Origin of the sequence: Dickeya zeae NCPPB 2538 (genome assembly GCF_000406165.1) — a bacterium.
In the GTDB taxonomy this organism is placed as follows: Bacteria; Pseudomonadota; Gammaproteobacteria; order Enterobacterales; family Enterobacteriaceae; genus Dickeya; species Dickeya zeae.
Map to the genome: position 1 here is coordinate 2,151,711 of NZ_CM001977.1, position 26,787 is coordinate 2,178,497.

The window sequence follows — 26,787 nt, forward strand, 5'->3', positions numbered from 1 at the left end:
AGTGACAAATATGACAAATATTTGCGTCATCAGCTCTCTGAAAAAGCAATATCGCATAAGTGCGATATGACTGAAACTAAAAAACCGGCTGAGAGCCATCTTACAGATTACCCTGCAACACGTCAGCAGGAAGCCGGTAGCTGGGATGTTGTGATGATGCTCGCATTGTTATTTCACACTAACATTTTTGTTAGTACTTACTAAAAGTGAGTTCAGGCCATATGCTGCAGATATGAGTTTCAACCGGATACCGAGGTTTAGGATATACGGGCTGAAGCGTGCAGCGGTATTTCCCCATAAACAGGAGTACACGATGTTTGCGATTACAGGAGCAACAGGCCAGTTAGGCCGTTTAGTGATTGATACTCTGGCGAAATCAGTACCGACAGCGCACATCATTGCTGTGGTTCGCGATCCAGCGAAAGCCAGTGGACTGGCGTCGAAAGGGATCCATGTGCGTTATGGCGATTACGATCGACCACAAACACTGGTCAAGGCACTGAGCGGGGTCGAAAAGCTGTTGTTGATTTCCTCCAGTGAGGTGGGCAAGCGCGAAACGCAACATAAAGCTGTTATTGACGCAGCTAAAGCGGCAGGTGTCAGTCTTATCGTCTACACCAGTTTGCTGCATGCCGACACGTCTCCACTCGGACTGGCGGCGGAGCATCTGGCGACGGAAGCGGCGTTAAAGGCTTCCGGCATTCCTCATGTGATTTTGCGTAACGGCTGGTATACCGAAAACTATGCCGCCAGCATTGCCCCGGCGTTGGCGCATGGCGCGTTTGTCGGCGCGGCTGGTGAGGGCCGTATCGCGTCGGCGGCACGTAGTGATTATGCACAGGCGGCGGCTCTCATGCTGCAATTGGGCGGTCAAGCCGGCAAAACTTATGAACTGGCCGGTGACAATAGCTATACGCTGGCGGAGTTTACCGCCGAAATCGCCCGGCAGAGTGGCAAACCATTACAGTATGTCAACCTGTCGCAAGCCGATTTCGCCAACGCCTTAAAAGGCGCAGGCTTGCCGGGTGGTCTTGCCGATATGCTGGCTGATTCGGATGCAGGGGCGGAAAAAGGCGGCTTGTTTGATGATAAGAACGCGCTGGCCGCGCTGCTGGGCCATCCGACCACGCCGTATGCCGAAGTCATCCGTAGTACGCTGGCGTCGTTGTAATTGATGATTTTGTCGTTGTCATTGATAAGTGAGTGATGCTCTGACGTGGTGCGTTTGGTTACTTACGCACCATTTTTTATTCTGCTAATTTTTCCTTCCTCAATCTTCTGTCTGGTTTTTTTTTGGCAGCCTGAATTGTCTGTAACAAAACATCGATTTTCTTGATGAAATCTTGTCATTTTATTTCTGTTTTACTAACCTGTTTGTGTTGTCAGGCTATGCTGCCTGAATAGTTGATTCATGCCTAACAGGGAACATTCGCTTTTAACAGAAAAAGTGAATGGTGGGTGTTCAGCGAGAGTTTTATGAATTACGCGCTGACAACGCGTGTATTTATAAAAAGATGTTGTACCCAAAATATTCGAGTTGCAGGAAGGCGGCAAGAGAGTGAATCCCGATGAGGTTAGTGATTCGGGTGAGCGAATGTAGCCAACACACCAGCAACTTGAAGTATGACGGGTATATGTCCGCACATAACATCATCAGATATGAACGTATTTCATGGAGGAAGCGTGATGGCTTTATATAGCAAAAAAACCGATCTTTCTTCCGCATCGTCCGGTGGGTATACCGGTGTGGCGGATGTCTATCAATTCTGGAATTATCATCACCGTGGGGATGGCAATATTGGCGATAAGCCATCCTATACGCTGGAGCAGGCTCGCGACCAAATAACCCGAGGTAATGTCACCTGGAATGGTGATCATGTTTTCGGTAAACCTGTCGCACTGACTTACGCTTTTCTTCAGTCAGTTTCTGATGCCAATATGCCTGATAATTACAAAGGTTTCGTTAAATTTAACGCCGCACAAATTCAGCAGGCCAGACTGGCATTACAATCCTGGGCTGATGTAGCCAATGTGACGTTCACCGAAGTCAAAAACCCTCAACAGGCTACGATTAAGTTCGGTAACTATACATTAACCTCAGATGGCCATACGGATAACAATAGCCAGGCCTTTGGTTTCTATCCTGGAAATTGGAAGTGGGCTGGTTCGGCCTGGTTTAATTACAATCAGGCTGATAACCAGCGGCCGGATATTAATGAATTTGGCCGCAATACGCTGGCACATGAAATTGGCCACACGCTCGGATTGTATCATCCAGGGGATTATGACGCCTCCGATGGTAACCCTGGCTATAAAGACGTGACCTACGCCGAAGATACCCGTCAATTCAGTATCATGAGTTACTGGAATGAGGGTTATACCGGTGGCGATTTTCATGGCTATCATGCCGCCGCTCCGTTAATGGATGACATCGCCGCGATCCAAAAACTGTATGGTGCGAATATGACCACCCGCACTGGCGATACGGTATACGGGTTCCACTCTAATACAGGTCGTGATTTTTATACCGCGACCGACAGCAAAACACCGCTGATATTTTCCGTTTGGGATGCCGGCGGCAATGATACCTTTGATTTTTCCGGTTATAGCTCGAATCAGCGCATCAGTCTGATTAGCGGTACGTTTTCAGATGTCGGCGGTTTAAAAGGAAATGTTTCTATTGCGGCGGGCGCGGTAATTGAAAATGCTATCGGCGGTTCAGGCAATGATGTCATTGTCGGTAATCTGTCTGATAACCACATCGACGGTGGAGCAGGTAATGACGTGCTGTACGGTGATGGCGGCGCTGATATTTTAACGGGCGGGGCGGGTAAAGATATTTTTGTTTATGCCTGGGAAAAAGACTCGCTCGCATCGGCACCGGATACCATTACTGATTTTCAGCGTGGTGAAGATAAAATCGACTTGTCCGCCTTTAATAAGAATCATGATCTCCAGTTTGTCGATCATTTCTCCGGAGCTGGCAACGAAGTGTTGTTGAATTGGGATGGTCAGGCGAACCAGACCAATATGTGGATGCATTTAAGCGGACACAGTTCGGCTGATTTTTTGGTGAACATTGTCGGTACGGCGTTGCAGCCGTCGGATTTCATTGTTTAACAGTCAAATCTCATTGTTTAACAATGGTGTGATCGTTTAATGACCGCATAATTTTTTAACGAGAACAGAGAAAGTAAGAACAGAAAAAAACCTGTTATCTACAGGGCCATTAAATAATGGCAGGTGATGTTTGATGTGAAATGATCCTGCCATTATCAATGTCTTTAACAAGATAGTTTCAATCATGAATCGCGCGCTCTGATAACCGAATGATGGGAATATCATGAAAAAGCTGATTATTGCGACATTACTGGGTGCACTGAGTGGAGGATGTATGGCGAGCAGTCTGAGATTACCGTCTGCAGCGGAGCTGAGCGGAGAGTGGGTATTAAGCGGCACGGAACAGCACTGCGATATCCGTTTGAATACCGAGGTGCTTGATAGCACGACCTGGCGACTGGCGGGCGACAAGACCTGCCTGCAAGCGCTGTTGCCGGAAGCGCCGGTTGGCTGGCGGCCTACGCCTGATGGGGTGACACTGACACAGACTGACGGTTCAGCAGTGGCGTTTTTCAGCCGTAGTCATGATCAGTACGAACATACGCTGGCTAACGGCAGTGTGCGTATTTTGAAAAAGAAAGCCTGAGTGGGAGTCGCCCGTCGTGAATGCTTCCACTGAGCAAGATCGTTCGCTGTTCGGCGTACTGCGTCAGTTTCGCCGCAGTTTTTGGAGCGTCGGCATTTTCAGCGCGGTCATCAACCTGCTGATGCTGGCCCCTTCGGTCTACATGCTCCAGGTGTATGACCGGGTGCTGGCGTCAGGTAACGGCATTACCCTGCTGATGCTGACCCTGCTGATGGCGGGACTGTGTGTTTTTATGGGCGCGTTGGAGTGGGTGCGCAGCCTGCTGGTCGTGCGACTGGGGACCCGGATCGACCTGGCGCTCAATCAGGATGTTTTCAATGCCGCGTTTGCCCGTAATCTTGACGCCGGTGACGGTCGCGCCGGAATGGCACTCACCGATTTAACATTGTTGCGCCAGTTTATTACCGGTAATGCGTTATTCGCCTTCTTCGATGTACCGTGGTTCCCGCTGTTCCTGCTGGTACTGTTTTTATTGCACCCCTGGTTGGGGTTGCTGGCTCTGGGCGGCACCGTCGTACTGGTTGCGCTGACCTGGCTAAACCAGCATCTGACCAGCCAGCCGCTGGCGGAAGCTAACCTGCAATCCCAGCAGGCGACCCACCTGGCTGATGCTCAACTGCGTAACGCTGACGTGATTGAAGCGATGGGGATGTTGGGTAACCTGCGTCGGCGTTGGCTGGCGCGTCATTATCGCTTTATTTCTCTGCAAAATCTCGCCAGTGAACGTGCTGCGGCTGTCGGTGGTGCCTCCAAATACAGCCGTATTGCGTTGCAATCATTCATGTTGGGGCTAGGGGCATTGTTGGCGATCGACGGCAAAATTACACCGGGGATGATGATCGCTGGCTCCATTCTGGTAGGTCGTGTTTTAAGCCCGATCGATCAGTTGATCGGGGTGTGGAAACAGTGGAGCAGTGCACGCATTGCCTGGCAGCGTTTGACCCGGCTGATGGCGGTATATCCGCCGCGTCCAGAATCGATGGCATTACCCGCACCCGAAGGTCATCTCAGTGTTGAACAGGTATCACTGCGCCCGGCACAAGGTAATGGTAACGCCCGATTGCAGAATATCCATTTCTCACTACAAGCGGGGGAAACGCTGGTGGTGCTAGGTGCCTCTGGTTCTGGTAAGTCTACATTGGCCCGGTTGCTGGTCGGTGCACAAGCGCCGACGCAAGGTAAAGTACGTCTGGACGGTGCAGACCTGGATCTGGTGGATAAAAGCGCGTTTGGTCCGGCTATTGGGTATTTGCCGCAGGATGTGCAGTTATTCAGAGGAACACTGGCGGAAAACATTGCCCGCTTCGGTGAAGCCGACCCACAGAAAGTGGTGGCGGCGGCAAAACTGGCAGGGGTGCATGAGCTGATTTTGTCCCTACCCAAAGGGTATGACACGGAGTTAGGGGATGGCGGCAGTGGCCTGTCGGGGGGGCAGCGTCAACGTATTGGTTTGGCCCGGGCGATGTACGGCGATCCTTGCCTGTTGGTGTTAGATGAACCCAATGCCAGCCTTGACAGTGACGGTGATAAGGCCCTGATGCAGGCGATCGTCGCACTGCAAAAACGTGGCGCCACCGTGGTGCTCATCACCCATCGTCCAGCGCTAACTACCTTGGCGCAAAAAATTCTTATCCTCCATGAAGGCCAGCAACAACGTATGGGACTGGCACGGGATGTACTGACGGAGTTGCAGCAACGTAGCGCTGCCAATCAGGCCCGGATGAATACGCCGGCTGTGATGCCGCAATGACAGGAACGGACCAATGACAGGCATGGATGTAACGACACAGGATGAATTAAACGAAGCGACAATGCGCGATCGGGCCAGTCGTGATGAAAAACGGGCGTTGCGATTGGGTTGGTGGCTGGTATTTGCCGGTTTTGGCGGTTTTCTGCTGTGGGCATTACTGGCGCCGCTGGATAAAGGTGTGGCGGTGCAGGGGAACGTTGTGGTTTCTGGCAATCGCAAAGTGATCCAGCACATGCAAGGCGGCATTGTCGAGCGCATTCAGGTCAAAGAGGGGGACCGTGTTGCTGCCGGTCAGGTATTGCTGACGCTCAATGCCGTTGATGCCCGTACCACCAGCGAGGGATTAGGTTCCCAATATGATCAGTTGATTGCGCGCGAAGCCCGATTACTGGCGGAACAGCGCAATCAGTCATCGTTAGTGGCGACGCCCCGGCTGGTTGAAGCACGCCAGCGGCCAGAAATAGCGGGCATTATCGCGTTACAGGAAAATCTGCTGTATAGCCGACAACAGGCTCTGAAACTGGAAACTGAAGGTGTGCGCGCCAGTATCGAGGGGATGGAGACATCGCTTGGCGCGTTGCAAAAAGTGATCACCAGCAAGCAGTCGGAACAAGCCGTATTAAGCCAGCAGTTGCAGGGATTACGTCCACTGGCGGCGGAGAATTATGTGCCGCGCAATAAAATGCTGGAAATGGAGCGACTGTTTGCGCAGGTGAGTGGTGAACTGGCGCAGACCAGTGGCGATGCAGGGCGAATCCGTCGGGATATTCAGCAACAGAAACTGCGCATTGCCCAGCGTCAGCAGGAATATGACAAAGAAGTAAGCAGCGAGTTATCTGATGTACAGTCCAAACTGAACGAAGTGATAAGCCAGCGCGAGAAGGCGGATTTTAATCTGGCTAATGTGCAGGTGCGTGCACCGGTTGCCGGTACCGTGGTGGATATGAAGGTCTTCACTGAAGGTGGGGTGATCGCCGCCGGACAGGTGATGATGGAAATCGTGCCGGAAGATCAGCCCTTGCTGGTGGATGGGCGCATTCCGGTAGAAATGGTGGATAAAGTGTGGGCCGGGTTGCCGGTGGAGTTGCAATTTACCGCGTTTAGCCAGAGTACGACACCGCGCGTTCCGGGGACAGTGACCTTGCTTTCCGCCGACCGACTGGTCGATGAGAAAGACGGCGCGCCATATTACAGCCTGCGAATTCAGGTGAGCGAAGAAGGCAAACGAACGTTGCATGGGCTGGAAATTAAACCCGGCATGCCGGTGCAGGGCTTTGTGCGTACCGGGGAGCGTTCGTTTATCAATTATCTGTTTAAGCCGTTGATGGATCGTATGCATCTGGCGCTGACGGAAGAGTAACGGAAGAAAGCAATGCGAAGGAAAGCAGTATTACTGGCAATGGTGTTATCTCTGTCAATAGTGTTATCTCTGCCGGGCGGCGGCGCTCAGGCGATGGGGTTGGTCGACGCCTGGGAACTGGCGTTGCGTAATGATGCACAGTTGCGAGCGGCTGGTTTTGAACGGGATGCCGGGCAGGAAGAGGTGGCGATCGGTCGGGCCGGGCTGCTGCCGTCGTTACAGTATAACTATGGCGTTAACTACAGCCATTCCAAGGTGACGCAGCGGGATCGCACGGTGAATAACACCAGTCAACGTGATTACGACAACTATGTATCAACGCTGACGCTGCGTCAGCCGTTGCTGGATTATGCCGCCTGGGCGCGTTATCAGCAGGGCATCAGCCGCAAACTGATGGCCGATCAGCGATTTCGTGATCGTAGCCAGGACTTGATGGTACGGCTGTATCAGTCATGGAGCGACGCGCTGCTGGCGCAGGAAAAATTAACGTTACTTGATGCGCAACGTCGTGCCTATGAGGAGCAACTGGCGTTGAATCGTCGCTTGTTGGCGGCGGGAGAAGGGACGCAAACCGATCTGCGTGAGACAGAAGCACGTTACACCGTCACTAATGCACAACGTATAGAGCAGGAAGATACGTTGGATGCCGCCATGACTGCGCTGGAAAATATGATTGGCTCGCCGCTACAGATTCAGGATTTGTCGCCGCTGGCGTTGGATGTGTTACCAGATAACGTGACGGAAAACCGCTCTTTAACGCAATGGCGTGAACTGGCGGTCCGGTACAACGCAAAACTGGCGGTGCAGCGAGAAAACGTCGGTTACAGCCGCAATGAAATCGAGCGTAACCGTGCAGGTCATCTGCCGAGCATGGATCTGGTAGCGTCGACTCGCAATAGCCTGTCTGAATCTGAATATAACTATAACCAGAAATATGACACCCAGACGGTAGGGTTACAGGTGCGTGTACCGCTGTATTCCGGCGGTGCGGTGTCGGCGTCAATGCGTCAGGCGACAGCGGAATACGAGCAAAGTCAGGCTGAACTGGATAATCAAACCCGGCAAACCTTCGCGGAGTTACGTCGTCAATTTAACCTGTGTACCAACGGCGCAGCCAAGATCCGAGCCTGGCAAATGAGTGTCGCCGCCGCGGAGGAAGCCATTCGCGCTACACGGCAAAGCGTTGCCGGTGGTGAACGTATTAATCTGGATGTATTGATGGCGGAACAGGAATGGTACAACGCCCGGCGCGAGCTGGCGGAAGTGAAATATCGCTGGCTACAGGCATGGTTAATTCTGCGCTATACCGCAGGTACGCTCAATGAGCAGGACATGATGCAACTGGCCGCCTGGTTTCAACCCGCCGATGTTGCCAGAAAGGGTAAGGTAAAAACGTCATCCGGCAATAAAACACATTAATAAGCGCCTGTTGCGCGAAGTGATGCCGTTTCCACTAGATTTCTTTCGTAGCAGGCTGCGAAAGATGGGTGTGCCATGCGTTGGGCGGTCAGGGTGACTGCCGACGATATAATGGCGAATAAGGCATTCTGACTGTAATAAATAAGTCAGACTTTATGGAAGAAGTAATATGCAACAAAACGAGAATATACCATCAAATACCTCTGCTGCTGCCAAGGCAGGTAATTATATCGGCTATGCCGATGTCTATGATTTTTGGTATTACCATCAACGTGGCGATGGCGTAACGGTGAATGGCAAACCGTCCTATTCCACCGATAAAGCGGTGGATGAAGGGTTAACCCGACCGCATACCACCTGGAACGGCGATAATGTGTATGGCAAGGCGGCGAATCTGACCTATTCGTTCCTGGATACCTTTACGTCGACGCCTAACGGCCATACTGGACCGGTAAAATTTACGCCGGTACAAATGGAGCAGGTAAAACTGTCATTACAGTCGTGGGCGGATGTTGCGAACCTGACTTTTACCGAAGTCAGCCCCAGTCAAAAAGCAAATATTACCTTTGCCAATTACACCCGCAATGCGGATGGCAGCCTGAATACGGATACGCAGGCTTATGCGGCTTATCCGGGGACGCATCCGCTGTCGGGCAGCGCCTGGTTCAACTATAACCAGTCGACTGTGCGTAACCCGGGTACCGAAGAATACGGGCGACATACCTTCACCCATGAAATTGGGCATGCATTGGGGCTGAGCCACCCGGCTGAATATAACGCCGGTGAAGGGGATATCAGCTATAAAAACAGCGCGGCCTATGCAGAAGACTCCCGCCAGTTCAGCATCATGAGCTACTGGGATGTGGAAAATACCGGCGGAGACTTTAAAGGCCATTACTCAGCCGGACCATTGATGGATGATATTGCCGCTATCCAGAAGCTGTACGGCGCCAATATGACCACCCGCACTGGCGATACGGTATACGGGTTCCACTCCAATACCGATCGTGATTTTTATACCGCGACCGACAGCAGCAAAGCGCTGGTTTTCTCGGTGTGGGATGCGGGTGGCAATGACACCTTCGATTTCTCCGGTTACAGCAGTAACCAGCGCATCAACCTCAATGAAGGTTCGTTCTCAGACGTTGGCGGTTTGAAAGGTAATGTATCGATTGCGCATGGGGTCACTATCGAGAATGCGATTGGCGGCTCTGGTAACGATATTCTGGTTGGTAACAGCGCTGATAACATCCTGCAGGGCGGCGCGGGCGATGATGTGCTGTTCGGCAGTCTGGGCGCGGATACCCTGACCGGTGGTGCCGGTCGCGACATTTTCGTCTACGGCAGCGGCCAGGATTCAACCCTGTCTGCGTACGACTGGATCACTGATTTCCAGACCGGTGTGGACAAAATCGATCTGTCAGCATTCCGTAGCGAAGGGCAGCTGAGTTTTGCGCAGGACCAGTTTTCTGGTAAAGGGCAGGAAATCATACTGCAGTGGGATGCGGCTGATAGCATCACGAATCTGTGGTTACATGAAGCGGGCCACAGCTCTGCGGATTTTCTGGTACGTATCGTCGGTCAGGTGTCGCAGTCCGATATTATCGTGTAATTAATCACTGAAAATATTAAACAGGGTAGTGTCACTATCCTGTTTAATAAGATTTCCATCGAAATCTTATTCATATGTCATTCTGGCAGGGTTCTGTTCGCCCTGAATAAGTAATGGCTACTCTCGCTTATATTATTTTCAGAGGATTTTATGGGAAAAAATCTGTCTTCACGTCAAGATGACGCTCAACACGCATTATCAGCAAATGCGAGCAGTGCATATAATTCCGTTTATGATTTTCTGCATTATCATGATCGCGGTAATGGTCTGACGATTAATGGCAAGACTTCTTATTCTGTTGATCAGGCCGCAGCGCAGATTACCCGTGAGAATATCAGTTGGAATGGCACCAACGTATTTGGCAAATCAGCTAATCTGACGTTTAAGTTTTTGCAATCAGCAAGCTCAACCCCAGCGGGTGATACCGGGTTTGTGAAATTTAATGCAGAGCAAATTGCACAAGCGAAACTGGCATTGCAATCCTGGGCCGATGTTGCCAACCTGACGTTTACCGAAGTAACGGGAAATAAATCAGCCAATATCACCTTTGGTAATTATACCCGTGATGCCAGCGGTAATCTGGATTATGGCACACAGGCCTATGCTTATTATCCGGGTCAGTATCAGGGCGCAGGCAGCACCTGGTATAACTATAATCAGTCCAACATCCGCAATCCGGGGGCGGAAGAGTATGGTCGTCAGACTCTAACCCATGAAATTGGGCATGCGCTTGGTCTGGCACATCCAGGGGAATACAATGCTGGTGAAGGGGAGCCGACCTATAACGACGCCGTGTATGCTGAGGATAGCTATCCGTTCAGCATCATGAGTTACTGGGGTGAGAATGAAGTCGGCGCTGACTACAACGGTCATTATGGTGGTGCGCCGATGATTGACGATATTGCCGCCATCCAGCGGTTGTACGGTGCCAATATGACTACCCGCACTGGCGATACGGTATACGGGTTCCACTCCAATACCGATCGTGATTTTTATACCGCGACCGATAGCAGCAAGGCGCTGATTTTCTCGGTGTGGGATGCGGGCGGCAACGATACCTTTGATTTCTCCGGCTACAGCAATAACCAGCGCATCAACCTCAATGAAGGTTCGTTCTCGGATGTTGGCGGTCTGAAAGGCAACGTATCGATTGCCCACGGAGTGACCATCGAAAATGCGATTGGCGGCTCTGGCAATGATATTCTGGTCGGCAACAGCGCCGATAACATACTGCAGGGCGGCGCAGGCAACGACGTGTTGTACGGCGGTGCAGGGGCAGATACGCTGACCGGCGGTGCCGGGCGTGACACCTTCGTCTACGGCAGCGGTCAGGACTCTACTGTGTCGGCGTATGACTGGATCACCGATTTCCAGACTGGTGTGGACAAAATCGATCTGTCGGCGTTCCGTAGCGAGGGGCAGTTGAGTTTTGTGCAGGATCAGTTCTCTGGTAAAGGTCAGGAAATCATACTGCAGTGGGATGCGGCAGATAGCGTTACGAATCTGTGGTTACATGAGGCTGGCCACAGTTCTGTCGATTTCCTGGTGCGTATCGTCGGTCAGGTAGCACAATCCGATGTTATCGTGTAATTAATTATTGAACGTTACTTACAGGGCAGACTTTCTGCCCTATTTTATCATTAATACCGCGACAGGGTATTATTCTTTACTGTAATAATCTACGGTTAGTAATACTTGCTTTAGCGTAAAGCAATCGTTTTCTTTATTCCTTCTCGTCATACCTATAACTTATTTTAATTTCATCAATTAGCGGTGTATTTAAATTTTCATGCCAGTGCTGTGATGAAATAGAAAAATAGCGATACATTCTTTACAAAATCATTACAGTGAATTATATAACTAATCAGCGCTGGTAACGGTGCTGACCAGGTTATATCTGATATTAGCAAATTTATTTCCTAAAAATAGGCCATTAAGTTGGTAGGGTATTTTTATCCGTAAATTTAATGGCAATTTATGATTATTCATGAGAATGAGGGTTTTATGGAAAGAAATCTGTCTTCACGTGATGATGACGCTTTGCATTCACTATCTGCCCCCAGCAGCAGTTATGACGCAATTTATAATTTGCTGCACTACCATGAACGCGGTAATGGATTAACGATTAACGGCAAACCCTCTTACTCGCTTGAGGAAGCGGGGGCACAAATTACCCGTGACAATGTGAGCTGGAACGGTGCGAATGTGTTTGGTAAATCCGCTAACCTGACGTTTAAATTTCTGCAGTCAGCGCGAGCTACACCGGATGGCGATACCGGGTTTGTCAAATTCAATGCCGCGCAAATTTCCCAGGCGAAGCTGGCACTACAATCCTGGGCGGATGTCGCCAATATCACGTTTACGGAGGTCACCGGTAATCAGTCAGCTAATGTCACCTTCGGTAATTACACCCGTGATTCCAGTGGTCGTTTAGACTACGGCTCTCAGGCTTATGCGTACCTGCCGGGAAGTGGTAGCGCTTCCGGTTCGACCTGGTACAACTACAATGTAGATAACATTCGTAGTCCGGATACGATGGAGTATGGTCGCCAGACCTTGACGCATGAAATTGGCCATGCGTTGGGCCTGAATCATCCCGGTGATTATAATGCCGGTGTCGGGAACCCCAGTTACAGCGATGTCACTTACGCGGAAGACACTCGCCAGTTCAGTATTATGAGTTACTGGAGTGAGAAAAATACCGGTGGTGATTTCAAAGGCCATTATGCGGCCGGGCCGATGCTGGATGATATCGAAGCTATCCAGCGTTTATACGGTGCCAATATGTCCACCCGTACGGGGGATACCATCTACGGGTTCCATTCCAATACCGATCGTGATTTCTATACCGCGACCAGCAGCAGTAAGGCGCTGATTTTCTCGGTATGGGATGCGGGCGGCAACGACACCTTTGATTTCTCCGGCTACAGTAATAACCAGCGCATCAACCTCAACGAAGGCGCGTTTTCGGATGTCGGCGGCCTGAAAGGCAATATATCGATTGCGCACGGGGTCACCATTGAAAACGCGATTGGCGGTTCAGGCAATGATCTACTGATTGGTAACGATGCCAATAACACCTTACAGGGTGGTGCGGGTGACGATATCCTTTATGGTGGGGGCGGGGCCGATCGTTTGTATGGTGGTAGTGGCAAAGATACCTTTGTCTATACCGCGGTGTCTGACTCAAGTGTTAACGCCCCTGACTGGATTCTCGATTTTCAGACCGGGGTTGATAAGATCGATCTTTCCGCATTCAATACCGGCCACAATTTGCACTTTGTTAATCAGTTCAGTGGTAGCGGTGGGGAAATTATGCTTAATTGGGATGCGTCATCCAATGTCAGCAATCTTTACCTGAATCTCGATAACAATACTTCTGCGGAATTTCTGGTGAAAATCGTGGGGCAGGTGTCACAAACTGCGGATTTCGTTGTTTGACGTTTACATCAGAGAAGGGCGGTTATCCGCCCTTTATTCCTGAACACTTCCCACCAATATTTATCGCATGTCATCACATCTCATGCACCAATAACCAATATTACATTAGTTACAACATACTATTTTTTATCAACCAAACTCTCACCTGAAACTCTATCGTTCCTATCGCAAAGCAGGGTTAAAAAGGGTGATGAGAGGGTGACAACGGCGGAAGAAACGCTTGTCACCCTTCAAGGCAGGTTAGATAGCTATTCGGCGGCCGATTTCGATTACCTGATTGCCCGGCAACTGATAATACTCGGTGACATGCAGGCTGTTTCTCATCATCCAGGCAAAAAGATAGGATTGCCAGCGTGGCAGGGCATCAGTGCCGTCTTTGGCAACAATGGACTCATGGCCGATATAGTAAGTCACGGCTTCATGATCGTTACATGCCTGAATGGGTGGCGTTTGTTTAAGCAGTTCGGGAATATTGGGTTTTTCCATAAATCCGTAGTACGCCACACCTTGCCAGAAGCCTGGGTACTGCTCGGTGATAATCAGCTTATCTTCCTTTTTGACTCGAGGCACATCCAGTACCTGAATGGTCAATGCGATGATTTTATCATGCAGCGCGTGATTGCGCTTCACGTGCCAACGCATTACCGGGGGCGCTACATTTTGTATTCTGGTCAAAAATACGGCCACACCCGGCACGCGTGAAATGCCATTTTTCTGCAATGATGACAGAAATTCATCCACCGACAGCGTTTTTTCCGACACCGTTTGTGATACCCGGGTCACCCCTCGACGCCAGATAAACATGATGCAGAAAATCAGCATGGCCAGCAGCAGGGGAACATAGCCGCCCTCAAATACTTTAAGCATATTGGCGACGCAAAAACCAAGGTCTATCAGGATAAAGACAGTGGTGATACTCAGGCTCAGTATCCGGTTCCAGCGCCAAATCTTACGCATCGCCATATACAACAACAGCGTCGTCATCAGCATGGTGATGGATACAGCAATACCGTAAGCCGCGGCCAGTCGTTCTGACGATTGGAAAAAAATAACCAGACTGAGTGTCACCACCATTAATAGCCAGTTGATAGTTCCCAGATAGATTTGCCCATAACTTTGTTCTGCCGTTTGGGTAATTTTCATTCTGGGTAACCAGCCCAACTGAATGGCCTGGCGGGTCATCGAAAAGGCACCTGAGATAATCGCCTGACTGGCGATGATAGTCGCAAGGGTTGCCAGAACAATCAAGGGCACTTGCAATGAGGGGGGACAGAGGCGATAGAAGATATTATTGCTGGCATCTGCACCGGATAAAATAAACGCGGCCTGACCTGCATAATTGAGCAACAGACAAGGAAGTGCCATCACATACCAGGCAAGCCAGATAGGCTTGCGACCAAAATGCCCCATATCGGCATACAATGCTTCCGCTCCCGTCACGCACAGAAACACACCACCAAGAATCAATAAGCCGATATGTCCGTGGCTGGCAAAAAATGCCAACGCATAACCTGGGTTCAGTGCCCAGAGCACGGCGGGATAACTCACAATACTCTTGATACCCAGTAACGCCAGAACAGCAAACCACAGTAGCATCACCGGTGCAAAAAATCGGCTGATTTTGTCTGTGCCCAGCGGCTGAATAGCGAAGAGAATAATCAACAAAGCCAGCGTCAGCGGCAGGATATAATTTGCGGTTTCAGGAAACACCAGTTCTAATCCTTCCAGCGCTGACAGTACAGAAATAGCTGGCGTAATCGCCCCATCCCCATAAATAAACGCTGCCCCAAGCAGGCCGGCGGCAATGATCCATTTCTGATGTTTGGGTTGATTACCTTGTAGCAGAGACATCAACGCCAGAACGCCACCTTCGCCCTTGTTATCAATCCGCATGGCAAACAGCGCATACTTAACAGAAGTGACAATGATTAAGGTCCAGAACAGCGTAGAAAGCAGGCCCAGGATGGTAGCTGGCTGAGCGGCGTCGCCAGCTAACTGTATTACGGTGTTAAAGGTATAAAGTGGGCTGGTACCAATATCGCCAAAAACAATGCCCAAAGCGGAAATGGCCAATAAACCTGGTGATTTATCTTGCTGCGTATTCATCATATGCACATCCCGGTGAAGGGTTAGTATCAGGAAAAATGCCGTGTAATCATAGTGTAGACGGTTATCATTATCTGAGTGTGACCCCGCCGTAGTTCTGAACAACATCAGAAAACATAAAAAAGTGTGAAGTGAAGCAACGTTTATGTCACGGTGGCGTGGCGAGACGGAGGGCTCAAAAGAAAGAAGAGGGTTACCGGTTGTACCGGTAACCCTCAGAAGGTGGCCACAAGCGTTACCGATCGATTATGGCAATTGGACTTTTCCGGTGATCAGATAGGCTGACGACGTGCCATCTGGCATCGGTGGCAGCGTATCACTTAATATGTTGCCTTTAAGATCGGTAAATTCGATGGGAATATCATTTTTGCCAACGAACTCAATAATAAAGTGATTGTAATCCGTTTTTGGCGCGCTGACCCATTGTGTACCTCGTAAATACTTCACCCCGACAATGGGGTATTTCACGTTCCTGAACTGCACTGCCGCCCAGTAAGGATTCGAGCCTTCTTTAATCCTATACACGACGTTACCACTCACCGGTGCTTTAACCAGCTCCCACTGAATATTGATTTTACCATCTTGTAAATTACCAATTTTCTCGAAGGCATTGAATGAGAGATCTAAAGCACAATCGCCCCCCTCGGGATACAGATCCGTAACATATACAGTCGTGCTTCCTTTGGGACCGGTAACTTTTAAATAAGCACCGGCAAGTGCTGCTTTTACTCCTTTATAGTATAGTTGTGTCCGGTTTAACGCAGTAATTTCCATATTGGAAGGGATAGGATCCAATAATAGAGCACCACCGGAATAACCTGAACCGGTGGCTGTCGCGTACCCATAACAAATATCACCAAGTTCCCAGGCTGCCTGGGCATGTTGAGTCAGAGGGAAAAATAATACTGAGGATGCTAATAAAACTTTTTTGAGTTTCATCATTTTCATGTCCATATATTATTTAATGTAAGAATTAAGAAGCATGTCCTGCTTCAGCGCTAACAGTGTTGGACAATTGTTCTTTGCGAAATCAGAAAAATCTTAATTTACTGCTTTGAATAAGCGCGTGCTTTGTCATTTTTATGAAAAAATTAGGCATCATCAGGAATAGATAAAGAAATTGAAACATGTAATGCAATGATAGATATCGAGTGAGCAATGGTGAAAGTGGTCGATTTCAGGTAACGATACATATAATCAAAACACCGACTGCCGCCGGTGTTTTGAACTCGACGATTACTTTTTATCTATTTCTTCCCAGACAATGAGCTTTCCATTTAGTAAAAGCATACTGGTTTTAATAATAAGTAGGGCGATAATAAAATTCGATGCAATAAATAGTGGGAAGGCCATCCAGTATAATGCGCCTCCCGGCACGGCATGCCCCAACCGGATAGAGGTTGTTGCCAGCGACGCCACACCAAACGAGAAACTCCAGAATGTAGGGGAAAACGGTTGGGAGCAGTACCACGGAATCAGCCTGATCATAAAGAGTACCTGCAACAAACCGTAACCGAATAACAACTTGGCAAACACGTCTGCCTGGCCACCATTCACGCTCAACCAGGCACTGCAAGCAACAAACGCCGGAGCCATCTGAATACCCAATGAAGAACGCACCGCAGGAGACATCTCATCGACATTCCTCAAGCGGCTCAGTATTGCCGGTTCCAGGCTAAGCCACGAGAAAATACCCGCCCCAAGGAACAGGGTACCCACATCCTGAAATCCTAACGCGCCGCATGCCATCGCACTGATAAAATTATTCGCGACAGTAGGAAGATACAACCCCGGCGTGGTTGCCTCATGGGGATGCCGTCCACGCCATAATCCTGCCGTTTGCCATGCGGCATAGGTGAGTTGGACTGTTACGGCGATAAGAAAAAGACCGAGCGCCGTTGGGTAGCTCCAGGGCACGAGCCCTATTGCGACCAACATGGCGGTGGCAGGAGCCAGACTCACAAAGCTACTTTTAAGTGGATGTCTTATCTCTTGCAAAAGCGTATCAGCATGCCTGATCATCCTGACAATGAGTGCCGCCATGAGCAGCACCCATATAATAGTGGCCATCATGATAAGGATGTTCGCCGGTATTGTTGTAACCGGCCATATGGTCGCTGCAAACCGCCATGAAAACCCCAGCCCAATAATCCCCAGAACGATGCCAAAGTAACCCGAGGGCAGGTTAAGACGTGATTTTTTCATCACCAGTCTCCTGAAAATTTCAAATTATTATTCGATGCAGCGTTCATGAGGCCAGGAAGACGTCCTTTCTTGCTGGTGTTCAAAAAGCCATCCCATCATCGGCCGGTATACTTATATAGTTGGCAAAGAATGTCTATCCCTCTCATAGGTAATACTCCGGCTAACTTTTTGTTATAACTTGGGAATAACAAAATTGACGCATTTGTGGAAAAGACTGGTAATAAACGAAACGGTTGTTAGCTCGACTGTACATAAGCAATGCTTAATTGACTGGCGAGATGACCACCGTGAGGTTAGGCCACTAAAACAGAAGGGGCCGCTAGTCCCCCTGGTTCTCAAACTCTTAGGCTTTTCGGTAGCGGGCTGTCTGGGTAGGGCTATGCGCAGTGATATCGTGCTCACGATTTTTTATCATGTAGCGTCAGTAGCATGTTTTATACGTGGAATGCTATTTTGACTGTGATATGATTGCTTCACTTTTTCATTAGGGTTATTTCACTTGCCATCTTTTAAGTTCGGTCATCGTCGATACCTTCATCCACAAAAGGGTAATCGTTACGCTGTTCTATCGAGCAAGACTTATCCTTGTCAGTTCAACATATCTATTGTGCTATAAAACTAGACATGCCATGGATGTGTATTAATTGAAATGGATTAAAATTATCACCTATAAGATACTATGCCACCGATCGTTTGCATGGAATATATAACAAAGAGAATATAACAGAATGGAATGGCTCTATATAGCTAGGATTGTGTCGACTTTTGCGGTTATTGTTTTGCATATTTCAGCTTATACAGTAAATTTAGCTGAACTTGGCAGTCTTTCCTGGTGGGCTGGCAATATATATGATTCATTAACTCGTTGGTGTGTCCCTGTTTTTGTAATGATTAGTGGGGCCTTATTGCTCTCGCCAGAAAAAAACGAAAGTCTTTCTTTTTTCTACAAAAAGAGGATGAGTAGGATCTTCTATCCGTTGGTGTTTTGGTCTGCTTTCTTTATTTTTTGGGGCGTAATCAAATCAAGGATTAGTGGTGGTGGTGAGACTGAGATATTAAGAAACATCGTAAATGGTAGACCCTATTATCACCTGTGGTTTCTATATATGATAATGGGGCTGTATATTTTCACCCCATTAATTAGAGTCGTGGTATTCAATACGGAAAGAAAGTTTTTATTATTTTTCGTATTCATGATGTTCGCTTTTTGCTCATTGAGCGATATGTATAATTTCTCTATAAAAAGTAACGATTTCCTGTTTTTTGGTGAGTTCCTCTATTATCTCCCTTACTATATCTGTGGGCACTTAATAGTCAGGGGTAATCCCAGCCGTTCGTCACTGCATTATAGTGTTATTTTTTTCTCGTCGTTTGTCTTTACCTGCCTATTTTGCTATTTCCTCTCCTTGATTTTTGGGAAAGAAAATGGTCTCTATTTTTATAATTATCTCAGTGTTAATGTTATCCTTATGTCCATTTCTTTCATGTGGATCCTTAAAGGGTGTCGCACTAAATACATTAATCCGGAAAAGTTAAAGTTCTTATCTGAAATTAGCCTTGGCATTTATCTCATTCATCCTATTTTTGTCGAGTTGTTTTATTATCTGGCCTCAAGACGGTGGATGGTTCAATCTGTCATCACTATCCCTTTAATTTCCGCAATTGTTTTTTTATGCTGTGTTATTTCGGTCTTTTTTATAAAGAAAGTACCTTATCTAAGGCGGGTTGTGTGATCGTTAAACTCGCAGTCTCTATGCTTTGAGACTTACTGTACAATCACATTGAACAACTATCAGAATAGGGCTCGGAAACAGTATCAACTGAGAACCATGTGGTATGAATAAAGAACAGTTTTTTGAAAACATTGCACGGCAATATGGTGTATCACCAGACTATCCATGGAAAAACACGAATGCCTGCGTATTTCGGCATCCGAACCGAAAATGGTTTTGTGTGCATATGACCGTGAAAAATCACCAGTTGGGGCGAACAGGTGATGCGGAAGTGGGAGTCGTTAACGTCAAAGCCAGACCAGAGACGATCGGTTCACTGCGTTCAATCAACGGTGTTTTACCGGCTTACCATATGAACAAAGAACATTGGGTAAGTATCGTCTTGCAGGAAATTGATACCGAGATACTTTGGCAACTGGTGTCTGATAGCCACCTGCTAACAGCATAACAGGCGCTACCCCGCAAGCCACCGGTGGGCTGTTGAAGCGTCTTTCCGACTTTTTTTCAAATTTTCAGCAATATTTCTCCCGCTCATTCGTCTACTACATCACAAGCAAGTTATCCGAGAATGTAATGAGGTAGAGATATGATGAGAAATGGTGAAATGTATCGGCACGGCAGAGGTTCTGGGTTCCATGGGCATCGGATGGCAAAACCGTTATTGATTGCTGTTGTGCTGTTTGTCGTACTGGGGCTGCTGGTGATGTCGTTATGGAATGCGTTATTACCCGCGATTATTGGGGTAAAAAGTATTGATTTCTGGCAGGCGTTGGGGCTGTTGGTACTGAGTCGCATTCTGTTTGGCGGCTTGGGATTCCGGCCTGGGATATTTGGTATGGCACGCGAGCGTCGTCGTATGCACGAGCGTTGGATGCAAATGACACCGGAACAACGTGAAGAATTTATCCGGCAACGCCGTGACGGATTCGGCCATCGCGATCGCTGTAACTGGCATGGGCGCCGTCATGATCGCAATGCGACCGATGCAACACCTAAAACACCGGAAGCCGAGTAACCGCAATGAAAGCCGAAATGGCGGGAGAGTCATTGCTGATTTCAGCTATCAAAGCCTGCCGGTCGCGGTTAACCGCGTTTATCCGCGGCCGGACGGCTGTGCATGATGACGCTGACGATATCTTGCAGGAAGTGACATATCAGTTGATGACGGTGGAGCAGCCGGTGGAAAATGTTGCCGCCTGGCTGTTTCGTGCTGCACGTAACGAGATGACCGACCGGGCGCGCAAAAAACGCGAGCTGCCGTTATCCGGATATTTCACTGATGATGAAGATGGGGATTTCCCAGAGGATGAACTGGCGGAAACGCTGTTCGGCACACCGCAAACGCCGGAAGATGAGTATCTTAAAGCGTTATTGTGGGACGAACTGGACGCAGCGTTATCTGAATTGCCATCCGCACAACGTGAGGTGTTCGACAAGACTGAGTTGCAGGGCTACAGCTATAACGAGTTGTCAGCTGAAACCGGTGTTAGCGTTCAGGCGTTGTTATCACGTAAACACAAAGCCGTTCTCTACCTGCGTACGCGGCTACGCAGTGTTTACGATGCGCTGACAACGGAATAGTTAACCTCACGGCTGAAGGCCGACGGCACACAACAGTCGCGCACGTAACCAGATGTTGGCCGGGTCATGACTATTTTTCGGATGCCAGTACATGCTGATGACAATCGGTTGTAGGGGTAGCGGTGGCTCGAAAATATCGAGTGTCTGGGCAAAACGTTGCAACATTCGTCTGGGTAACGTGCAAAGCAGATCGGTTCCAGCAACAATCGGTGGTGCCATGGCATAGCTTTGGGTGGACATCATCACGCTACGTTGGTACCCAAGACCTGCCAACGTTTGATCAACAAAACCGGTAAACGGATCCCCTTCGGAGGAAACCACCAGATGGGGAAGGGCGCAATAACTTTTCAGGTCAAGGGGAGCAGTGCCTCGAGGATGTTCTTTACGCTGCGCGGTCGCAAACTCATCGTCAAAAAGTTTGCGTCTGATCCAGGCATCATGCGCACCGGCATTCACGCCAATATAGATGTCGATGTCACCACTTTCCAACAGCTCAGGTAAACGAGCACTTTCCGGCAGGGCGAAGCGAAGCCGGATACCCGGTGCCGCAACCCGAAATTGATTAACCAGATCTGCCCCCAGCATCAGGGCTGGATTTTCATGCAGCGCAATCACAAACGTACGATTACTGCTTGCCGCATCAAAATTCACCGGTTCAAGCATGGTCGATATATCGCGCAGAACGCTCACAACCTGCGGTCGCAGCGATTCAGCTCGTGGGGTTGGTAAAACCCCACGTCCATGTGGGGAAGGAATAAACAGTTGATCGCCAAAGATGGCCCGCAAGCGCGACAGTCGGGCCGACATTGCTGGTTGACTGATACCCAGCCGCGCGGCGGCGTGCGTGATGTTCTGATCTTTTAGCAATGCATCTAGCGTTAGCATCAGATCAATATCCATGTCTGAAAATGGCATCATTCTGTTATCCGTTTACTTTGTGATGGCAGCGGCACGATCAGTATAGGTGACAGGCACCCACGTATAGCCGCCATGTTCGTTTCGGCCAACATAACCAATACCGGGAAACGGCAAATGGGGGGCGGCAATAAGATCTTTATTTCTGGCAAAGTCTTCAAACGCATGAATGCGCACGCGAGCAGCACGATCCTGGTCTTCATCATACGCGATAGTGATATTTGGCTGTGGGAACTGCACGGCCGCGATGTGGATAAGATCGCCCACAAAGGTTATCTTTTCACCCTCGCTTGTCAGCGTATAGAACGCCGATCCTGGCGTATGCCCAGGATGCACTGTGCCCGTAATACCCGGAATTAGCTCCGTTGAGCCTGAAAACGGCACAACTTTACCCGCATCCAAATAGGGTTTTAAGGTTTTCTCGGCGATATCAAAGTAACTTTTGTCGTAGCCTGTTTTTTTCTGATTCGCGTTATCAAAGAAAAAATCAATGTCCGGTTTTCCCACGAACACGCGTGCATTGACGAATACCCGCTGACCGTCTTTAACCATGCCACCAGCATGATCGGAGTGCGCATGAGTCAGCAAAATATCCGTAATATCCTGCGGGTGAATCCCTTGGGTTGCCAGGCTCTCAATCAGTCGACCGCCATTGCCGGGGCCAAATAGTTGGCCAGCACCGGTATCAACTACTATTTTGCGTCCGGGCAGACTGATCAGAAATGCATTAATGGATGCTTCAACCGGGTTGGACTGAAAGTTTTTAGCCAATAACGCGTCCGTATTCTGCGTTGTTGTACGCCGCAGCAGCCGGTGAAGATCTTGCGCGACACTGCCATCGGTAAATGATGTGACAAGAACTTTGCCAACCTGAACGCTATAGCCACCAGCCTGCTGTTGAACAGTATGCTGAGGTACGTCAGCCGCAGTAGAGTGAAGAGCAGGGTATAACAGCAACGATCCGGTTAACAGCGTTGTTGTAGCAAGTTTTTTTGCAATAAACATGGTGGGCTCCTTACGAAAAGCCTCATGTTATTCCACCAACATTTTTTGAGAATCCGCACCTGGTGGATACGACCTATCCATGGTGTGAATAGGTCGGGGGTGGGGCCCGCGGATAAAGCCGGGAAGGCATCAGATTAATCCATGATCATGCGTTGGCTCTGGACAAACTTACCTCATCTGTTAGCGTTCAACGGAAGAGTTGCGCAAATATTTTACAGTAGAGAATATGTACGCCGGAGGGAGGAAGTGTATGGCTTTAAATGACGACACTGGTCGAGGGCTATATCCTAAATCGACTTTATTCGCAGGCGTTAATGAGGTTGTCGACGTCGCGCGAGCCTATATCGAGGCGTATTGCGAGCAGGATTTCGCAACACTCCGCTCTCTGCTCAACTCCGATCACTTCCAGTTCTCGCATCAGAGTCGTGGCGCTTACGCCAGAGACGCCGATAGCTTCATCGCGATGTTGGAACAGATGGCCGTGGACATTTTCCCTGATCGTCGTTTTACGCAGATCCGCGGGATGTATGCCGTGGGTGATCTCGTGTTGATCGACACTGAATGGCGTGGCACGCCGATTGTAACCATCCCAGGGCGGTTTGAGGCTGGCGTTATACTGGCGATGGAGCTCAAATCAATGATCGTCGTGCAGGAAGGTCGAATCACCGAGATCCGTGATCACGATTCATAGCTGTGCGGATTTTCTCACCCGCGTGCAAAACACCTGTGCGACGTTATCCCCATATATCTGCCAGGAAGAAGGGAAGATGAGATAAGTGTTGGTGGTGGTCTGTGCATGCTTATGAACGTAGTGTCCTTCAAACTTAATTTAACATAATATACATTATACGAACCAATGTAAGGTCAGGCGGGTTCTGGCGTTCGGGCTGGTCAATCGCGCTGACTTGAGCTATAACCCACATTTGCCAAAACCGTGATCCCTGTCTAGGCTTAATAAAGCATTCGAATCATTTCCATAAAAATAATCAGGCGAATAGCGTTATGTCGCCAATCCGCATGTCAGTTGCCTTATACCATTCCCTCATCACCCCCACATAGACACAGGAGGTAAAGTGCCTGAATTGACTACGAATTGGGTTATTTTTACCGATCTGGACGGTTCATTACTGGACCACTACACCTACCGTTGGGATGAAGCCAAACTCTGGCTGAACCGCTTGCAACGTCATCAGGTGCCAGTTGTCATCACCACCAGTAAAACAGCCGCGGAACTCCTGCCGCTGCAGCAGGAACTGGGGTTAAGCAGCATGCCGGCTATCGCGGAAAATGGTGCTCACATTTTGCTGCCATCATGCTGGCAAACACCGCCGCTATCCGCACGTTCAATGTATTCCTTTACCTACCCTGATCTCTGTCGGGAACTACAACGCTTACGTGAACAATTCGGCTTTCTATTCTGTGGTTTTGCGGATATGGATGATGTCACGGTGGCGGCGGAGACAGGTTTAACGCTGCCGCAGGCGGCGCTGGCCCGTCAACGCTACGCTTCCGAGCCTATATTGTGGCAAGACGATGCGACATCGCTGGAAACATTCAAGACCTGTCTGGCCCAAAAACAGCTGTGTTTAACACAAGGCGGTCGTTTTCTTCACGTAATGCCTGACGGTATCAGTAAAGGTACTGCGGTACAGCGCCTGATAAAACAAATGCAATCAGCAAGCCGAGGGCCTGTGGTCACTATCGGATTAGGTGATGGCCCCAACGATATATCGTTACTGGAAGCAACTGATTACGCCGTGATCATCAAAGGTCACCATACCCACAACGTGACGTTGTCACAAAAAAATCATAAGGAGATCTACCGTACTCAGGCTGCCGGACCGGCTGGCTGGAATGAAGGGCTCACGTATTTTCTTAGCCGTTACGGGGCTGAACTGCTTGATTGAGATGGGAGGAATGGCAACCATGAGTGAATTCTATCAGGATGGAATGATTACCAATTTTCATAACCTTACCCGGCGCAGCGTTGAAGAGCTGGAATACGAATTACAGGTGTTTTCCGGTCAGAGCAGCATGGGGTTGATCCTCCCTTCCCTGTATTCTGAGCTCGAAGGCCCGGCGCTGGATAAGATTGTCGATATGCTCTCTCAGGTACCTTACCTGTCAGAAATCGTCATCGGGCTGGACAGGGCCGACCGTGAGCAGTTTCTGTTTGCCCGGCAATTTTTCTCCCGCCTTCCGCAGCGGCACCGCATTTTGTGGAACGATGGCCCGCGCCTGACCCGGCTCAGTCAGGAACTGACCGACAAAGAATTAGCGCCGATGGAACAAGGCAAAGGTCGTAATGTCTGGTTTTGTGTTGGCTATACCTTAGCGTCACGGCGCACAGCCTGTATTGCATTGCATGATTGTGACATTGTCACTTACGATCGCACTATGCTGGCTCGCCTGCTCTATCCAATTGCCAACCCATATTTTCACTACGATTTCTGCAAAGGCTATTACGCACGGGTAGCGGAGGGAAAACTGAATGGCCGCGTTGGGCGTTTGCTGGTCTTCCCCTTGTTGAAATCGCTACAAAGCGTTTACGGTAATTCAGATTATCTCGAGTATATGCGCAGTTTTCGCTATCCACTATCCGGTGAATTCGCGATGCGCAGTCATGTGCTGCGGAATTTACGCATTCCGAGCGACTGGGGGCTGGAAATCGGTATGTTATCGGAAATCCACCGGGGAACAGCGACCAGCCGTATCTGTCAGGTGGATATCGCTGACAATTACGACCACAAACATCAACCGATGTCGGAAAACGACCCCAGCTCCGGATTGCAGCGTATGGCGATGGATATCACCAAAGCGTTATACCGCAAACTGGCAATTCAGGGCGTGAATATCACAACGGATTCGTTCCGGGTGTTACGTGCTACTTATTATCGAACCGCGCTGGATATGATCGACTCATTCGAACATGATGCCCGTATGAATGGCCTGCATTTTGATCGCCATACCGAAGAATCGGCAGTCGAACTGTTTGCTGATGTCATTACCCAATCAGGGCAGGCATACAGTGACAGTCCTGGGGACAAACCGTTTGTCCCCAGCTGGAACCGTGTTCAGTCAGCATTTCCTGATATTCTGGAGCGGCTGTACGACGCCGTTGAAGCAGATAATCAGGAAATGAGTGATGCATAGTCTGCTGTCTTACTCCTTTACCCCCGACTGGCAACAATAAAAGCCGTATCGGTGGTAAAGGAGCCATCCGGCTCAATAGCGTAATGGCGGATAACATCGGCCGACATTTGCTGCTGCAGGGCGCGGATTGCCGTGACAAAGTGTTCAGGAGTCCGCATCCGCGTCACCCAGCTTTGGAATTCCAGGTGCAGACGCGATGTTTGCAAAGAACGTACTGTCAATCCGGCTTCGCTCAGCAGTGTCAACCATTCACCCGAGGTATAATCGCGTACATGCGATGTGTCGCGCAGCATTTCCGCCGTTTGCAGATAAACATCCAGCACCGGGTGGCCGGGTGAAATCACGTCCATGAAAATTGCTTCTCCACCCGGTTTCAGCACCCTTCTGACTTCCCGCAGCGCCTGCCCGACATCTTGCCAGTGATGGGCTGAATAACGGCTTACCACGACATCAAAACTACCATCGGCAAATGGCAATGACTCCGCTACCGCCTGCTCAGTCCTGATATTTGCCAGCCCTTTTTCCTGTGCAGCACTGGCAACGACATCCAACATCCGAGGCGACAAATCGCATGCCACCACGTTTTCGACCAGACTGGCAATGGTAAAGCTGACATGGCCGGCACCACAGCCTAAATCCAACACACGGGTATGGTGGTTGCCCTGTAGACGCTGGGCCAACTGGGCAAGGTCTTCGCCTTGAGCGTGAACGGCGCTGTTAAGATAGGCGTTAGCCTGCTCACCAAACTGTTGTTCGACGGACTGCTGGTGACTTTTGCTGCTTTCCATACCTGTTCCTTAC

Annotated in this window: 22 protein-coding genes; 16 read left to right on the plus strand and 6 right to left on the minus strand. The window is 49.4% G+C overall.

What is annotated here, in order from left to right; all coding sequences use genetic code 11:
* The first annotated feature begins 313 nt into the window (after positions 1 to 313).
* The 9 genes from DZE2538_RS09350 (at position 314) to DZE2538_RS09390 (ending at position 13,288) form a co-directional block, all read left to right on the plus strand.
* A complete protein-coding gene (locus tag DZE2538_RS09350; protein WP_023639669.1) occupies positions 314 to 1,171 on the plus strand; it encodes an SDR family oxidoreductase in 858 nt (285 codons plus the stop codon).
* A 515-nt stretch (positions 1,172 to 1,686) separates the two neighbouring features.
* The gene (locus tag DZE2538_RS09355) at positions 1,687 to 3,120 is read left to right on the plus strand and encodes a serralysin family metalloprotease (protein WP_038913961.1); all 1,434 of its coding nucleotides are present in this window, start codon (positions 1,687 to 1,689) and stop codon (positions 3,118 to 3,120) included.
* Between the two features lie 223 nt (positions 3,121 to 3,343).
* Entirely contained in the window at positions 3,344 to 3,706 is a 363-nt protein-coding gene (locus DZE2538_RS09360) for a protease inhibitor Inh/omp19 family protein (protein WP_080638976.1), read from the plus strand.
* Positions 3,707 to 3,722: 16 nt separating this feature from the next.
* A complete protein-coding gene (locus tag DZE2538_RS09365; protein ID WP_038916187.1) occupies positions 3,723 to 5,456 on the plus strand; it encodes a type I secretion system permease/ATPase in 1,734 nt (577 codons plus the stop codon).
* 13 nt (positions 5,457 to 5,469) lie between these two features.
* Positions 5,470 to 6,816: an HlyD family type I secretion periplasmic adaptor subunit gene (locus tag DZE2538_RS09370; RefSeq protein ID WP_038916188.1), complete on the plus strand. Its 1,347-nt coding sequence runs from the start codon at positions 5,470 to 5,472 to the stop codon at positions 6,814 to 6,816.
* A 12-nt stretch (positions 6,817 to 6,828) separates the two neighbouring features.
* Positions 6,829 to 8,235 carry a TolC family outer membrane protein gene (locus tag DZE2538_RS09375; protein WP_038916189.1) on the plus strand — a complete coding sequence of 469 codons (1,407 nt, stop codon included), beginning with the start codon at positions 6,829 to 6,831 and terminating at the stop codon, positions 8,233 to 8,235.
* Between the two features lie 169 nt (positions 8,236 to 8,404).
* The gene (locus DZE2538_RS09380; RefSeq protein WP_038916191.1) at positions 8,405 to 9,847 is read left to right on the plus strand and encodes a serralysin family metalloprotease; all 1,443 of its coding nucleotides are present in this window, start codon (positions 8,405 to 8,407) and stop codon (positions 9,845 to 9,847) included.
* A gap of 150 nt (positions 9,848 to 9,997) precedes the next feature.
* Positions 9,998 to 11,437: a serralysin family metalloprotease gene (locus tag DZE2538_RS09385; RefSeq protein WP_038916192.1), complete on the plus strand. Its 1,440-nt coding sequence runs from the start codon at positions 9,998 to 10,000 to the stop codon at positions 11,435 to 11,437.
* Positions 11,438 to 11,851: 414 nt separating this feature from the next.
* Positions 11,852 to 13,288, plus strand: coding sequence for a serralysin family metalloprotease (locus tag DZE2538_RS09390; RefSeq protein ID WP_012884732.1), 1,437 nt, complete (start codon positions 11,852 to 11,854; stop codon positions 13,286 to 13,288).
* Between the two features lie 240 nt (positions 13,289 to 13,528).
* On the opposite strand, the gene DZE2538_RS09395 is transcribed toward DZE2538_RS09390, so the two are convergent.
* From DZE2538_RS09395 to tehA, 3 genes are all read right to left on the minus strand, one after another.
* Positions 13,529 to 15,397: a potassium transporter Kup gene (locus DZE2538_RS09395; protein WP_023639678.1), complete on the minus strand. Its 1,869-nt coding sequence runs from the start codon at positions 15,395 to 15,397 to the stop codon at positions 13,529 to 13,531.
* A gap of 243 nt (positions 15,398 to 15,640) precedes the next feature.
* A complete protein-coding gene (locus tag DZE2538_RS09400) occupies positions 15,641 to 16,336 on the minus strand; it encodes an expansin EXLX1 family cellulose-binding protein (protein WP_038917158.1) in 696 nt (231 codons plus the stop codon).
* Between the two features lie 294 nt (positions 16,337 to 16,630).
* The gene (gene tehA / locus DZE2538_RS09405; RefSeq protein ID WP_023639679.1) at positions 16,631 to 17,599 is read right to left on the minus strand and encodes a dicarboxylate transporter/tellurite-resistance protein TehA; all 969 of its coding nucleotides are present in this window, start codon (positions 17,597 to 17,599) and stop codon (positions 16,631 to 16,633) included.
* 728 nt (positions 17,600 to 18,327) lie between these two features.
* Between tehA and DZE2538_RS09410 the strand changes: the two genes are divergently transcribed.
* The 4 genes from DZE2538_RS09410 (at position 18,328) to DZE2538_RS09425 (ending at position 20,913) form a co-directional block, all read left to right on the plus strand.
* Positions 18,328 to 19,332, plus strand: coding sequence for an acyltransferase (locus DZE2538_RS09410; RefSeq protein ID WP_038916193.1), 1,005 nt, complete (start codon positions 18,328 to 18,330; stop codon positions 19,330 to 19,332).
* A 103-nt stretch (positions 19,333 to 19,435) separates the two neighbouring features.
* Positions 19,436 to 19,780 (plus strand): MmcQ/YjbR family DNA-binding protein, encoded by a 345-nt coding sequence (locus DZE2538_RS09415; protein ID WP_019846329.1) that lies wholly within the window; start codon positions 19,436 to 19,438, stop codon positions 19,778 to 19,780.
* 141 nt (positions 19,781 to 19,921) lie between these two features.
* On the plus strand, positions 19,922 to 20,347 hold the full coding sequence (locus tag DZE2538_RS09420; protein ID WP_038915104.1) for a hypothetical protein: 426 nt from the start codon (positions 19,922 to 19,924) through the stop codon (positions 20,345 to 20,347).
* A gap of 5 nt (positions 20,348 to 20,352) precedes the next feature.
* Positions 20,353 to 20,913: an RNA polymerase sigma factor gene (locus tag DZE2538_RS09425; protein ID WP_038916194.1), complete on the plus strand. Its 561-nt coding sequence runs from the start codon at positions 20,353 to 20,355 to the stop codon at positions 20,911 to 20,913.
* Between the two features lie 6 nt (positions 20,914 to 20,919).
* Here DZE2538_RS09425 and DZE2538_RS09430 read toward each other — a convergent pair whose 3' ends face one another.
* Both DZE2538_RS09430 and DZE2538_RS09435 read right to left on the minus strand, forming a co-directional pair.
* The gene (locus DZE2538_RS09430; RefSeq protein ID WP_038916195.1) at positions 20,920 to 21,831 is read right to left on the minus strand and encodes a LysR family transcriptional regulator; all 912 of its coding nucleotides are present in this window, start codon (positions 21,829 to 21,831) and stop codon (positions 20,920 to 20,922) included.
* 12 nt (positions 21,832 to 21,843) lie between these two features.
* Positions 21,844 to 22,833 carry an MBL fold metallo-hydrolase gene (locus DZE2538_RS09435; protein ID WP_038916196.1) on the minus strand — a complete coding sequence of 330 codons (990 nt, stop codon included), beginning with the start codon at positions 22,831 to 22,833 and terminating at the stop codon, positions 21,844 to 21,846.
* Positions 22,834 to 23,083: 250 nt separating this feature from the next.
* Here DZE2538_RS09435 and DZE2538_RS09440 point away from each other — a divergent pair, with 250 nt between their 5' ends.
* The 3 genes from DZE2538_RS09440 (at position 23,084) to DZE2538_RS09450 (ending at position 25,986) form a co-directional block, all read left to right on the plus strand.
* On the plus strand, positions 23,084 to 23,524 hold the full coding sequence (locus tag DZE2538_RS09440; RefSeq protein WP_038916197.1) for an ester cyclase: 441 nt from the start codon (positions 23,084 to 23,086) through the stop codon (positions 23,522 to 23,524).
* Positions 23,525 to 23,906: 382 nt separating this feature from the next.
* Positions 23,907 to 24,740 (plus strand): mannosyl-3-phosphoglycerate phosphatase-related protein, encoded by an 834-nt coding sequence (locus DZE2538_RS09445; protein ID WP_038916198.1) that lies wholly within the window; start codon positions 23,907 to 23,909, stop codon positions 24,738 to 24,740.
* 19 nt (positions 24,741 to 24,759) lie between these two features.
* Positions 24,760 to 25,986: a glycosyltransferase family protein gene (locus DZE2538_RS09450; protein ID WP_012884746.1), complete on the plus strand. Its 1,227-nt coding sequence runs from the start codon at positions 24,760 to 24,762 to the stop codon at positions 25,984 to 25,986.
* A 17-nt stretch (positions 25,987 to 26,003) separates the two neighbouring features.
* Here DZE2538_RS09450 and DZE2538_RS09455 read toward each other — a convergent pair whose 3' ends face one another.
* Complete coding sequence (locus DZE2538_RS09455; RefSeq protein ID WP_038916199.1) at positions 26,004 to 26,774, minus strand: class I SAM-dependent methyltransferase; 771 nt, start codon at positions 26,772 to 26,774, stop codon at positions 26,004 to 26,006.
* Positions 26,775 to 26,787: the final 13 nt, after the last annotated feature.

What these genes read in the sequence shown, in the direction of transcription:
- DZE2538_RS09350 (WP_023639669.1), top strand. Translation starts at nt 314, where the DNA reads ATGTTTGCGATTACAGGAGCAACAGGCCAGTTAGGCCGTTTAGTGATT.
- DZE2538_RS09355 (WP_038913961.1), top strand. Translation starts at nt 1,687, where the DNA reads ATGGCTTTATATAGCAAAAAAACCGATCTTTCTTCCGCATCGTCCGGT.
- DZE2538_RS09360 (WP_080638976.1), top strand. Translation starts at nt 3,344, where the DNA reads ATGAAAAAGCTGATTATTGCGACATTACTGGGTGCACTGAGTGGAGGA.
- DZE2538_RS09370 (WP_038916188.1), top strand. Translation starts at nt 5,470, where the DNA reads ATGACAGGCATGGATGTAACGACACAGGATGAATTAAACGAAGCGACA.
- DZE2538_RS09375 (WP_038916189.1), top strand. Translation starts at nt 6,829, where the DNA reads ATGCGAAGGAAAGCAGTATTACTGGCAATGGTGTTATCTCTGTCAATA.
- DZE2538_RS09380 (WP_038916191.1), top strand. Translation starts at nt 8,405, where the DNA reads ATGCAACAAAACGAGAATATACCATCAAATACCTCTGCTGCTGCCAAG.
- DZE2538_RS09385 (WP_038916192.1), top strand. Translation starts at nt 9,998, where the DNA reads ATGGGAAAAAATCTGTCTTCACGTCAAGATGACGCTCAACACGCATTA.
- DZE2538_RS09390 (WP_012884732.1), top strand. Translation starts at nt 11,852, where the DNA reads ATGGAAAGAAATCTGTCTTCACGTGATGATGACGCTTTGCATTCACTA.
- DZE2538_RS09395 (WP_023639678.1), bottom strand. Translation starts at nt 15,397, where the DNA reads ATGATGAATACGCAGCAAGATAAATCACCAGGTTTATTGGCCATTTCC.
- DZE2538_RS09400 (WP_038917158.1), bottom strand. Translation starts at nt 16,336, where the DNA reads ATGATGAAACTCAAAAAAGTTTTATTAGCATCCTCAGTATTATTTTTC.
- tehA (WP_023639679.1), bottom strand. Translation starts at nt 17,599, where the DNA reads ATGAAAAAATCACGTCTTAACCTGCCCTCGGGTTACTTTGGCATCGTT.
- DZE2538_RS09410 (WP_038916193.1), top strand. Translation starts at nt 18,328, where the DNA reads ATGGAATGGCTCTATATAGCTAGGATTGTGTCGACTTTTGCGGTTATT.
- DZE2538_RS09415 (WP_019846329.1), top strand. Translation starts at nt 19,436, where the DNA reads ATGAATAAAGAACAGTTTTTTGAAAACATTGCACGGCAATATGGTGTA.
- DZE2538_RS09420 (WP_038915104.1), top strand. Translation starts at nt 19,922, where the DNA reads ATGAGAAATGGTGAAATGTATCGGCACGGCAGAGGTTCTGGGTTCCAT.
- DZE2538_RS09425 (WP_038916194.1), top strand. Translation starts at nt 20,353, where the DNA reads ATGAAAGCCGAAATGGCGGGAGAGTCATTGCTGATTTCAGCTATCAAA.
- DZE2538_RS09430 (WP_038916195.1), bottom strand. Translation starts at nt 21,831, where the DNA reads ATGATGCCATTTTCAGACATGGATATTGATCTGATGCTAACGCTAGAT.
- DZE2538_RS09435 (WP_038916196.1), bottom strand. Translation starts at nt 22,833, where the DNA reads ATGTTTATTGCAAAAAAACTTGCTACAACAACGCTGTTAACCGGATCG.
- DZE2538_RS09440 (WP_038916197.1), top strand. Translation starts at nt 23,084, where the DNA reads ATGGCTTTAAATGACGACACTGGTCGAGGGCTATATCCTAAATCGACT.
- DZE2538_RS09450 (WP_012884746.1), top strand. Translation starts at nt 24,760, where the DNA reads ATGAGTGAATTCTATCAGGATGGAATGATTACCAATTTTCATAACCTT.
- DZE2538_RS09455 (WP_038916199.1), bottom strand. Translation starts at nt 26,774, where the DNA reads ATGGAAAGCAGCAAAAGTCACCAGCAGTCCGTCGAACAACAGTTTGGT.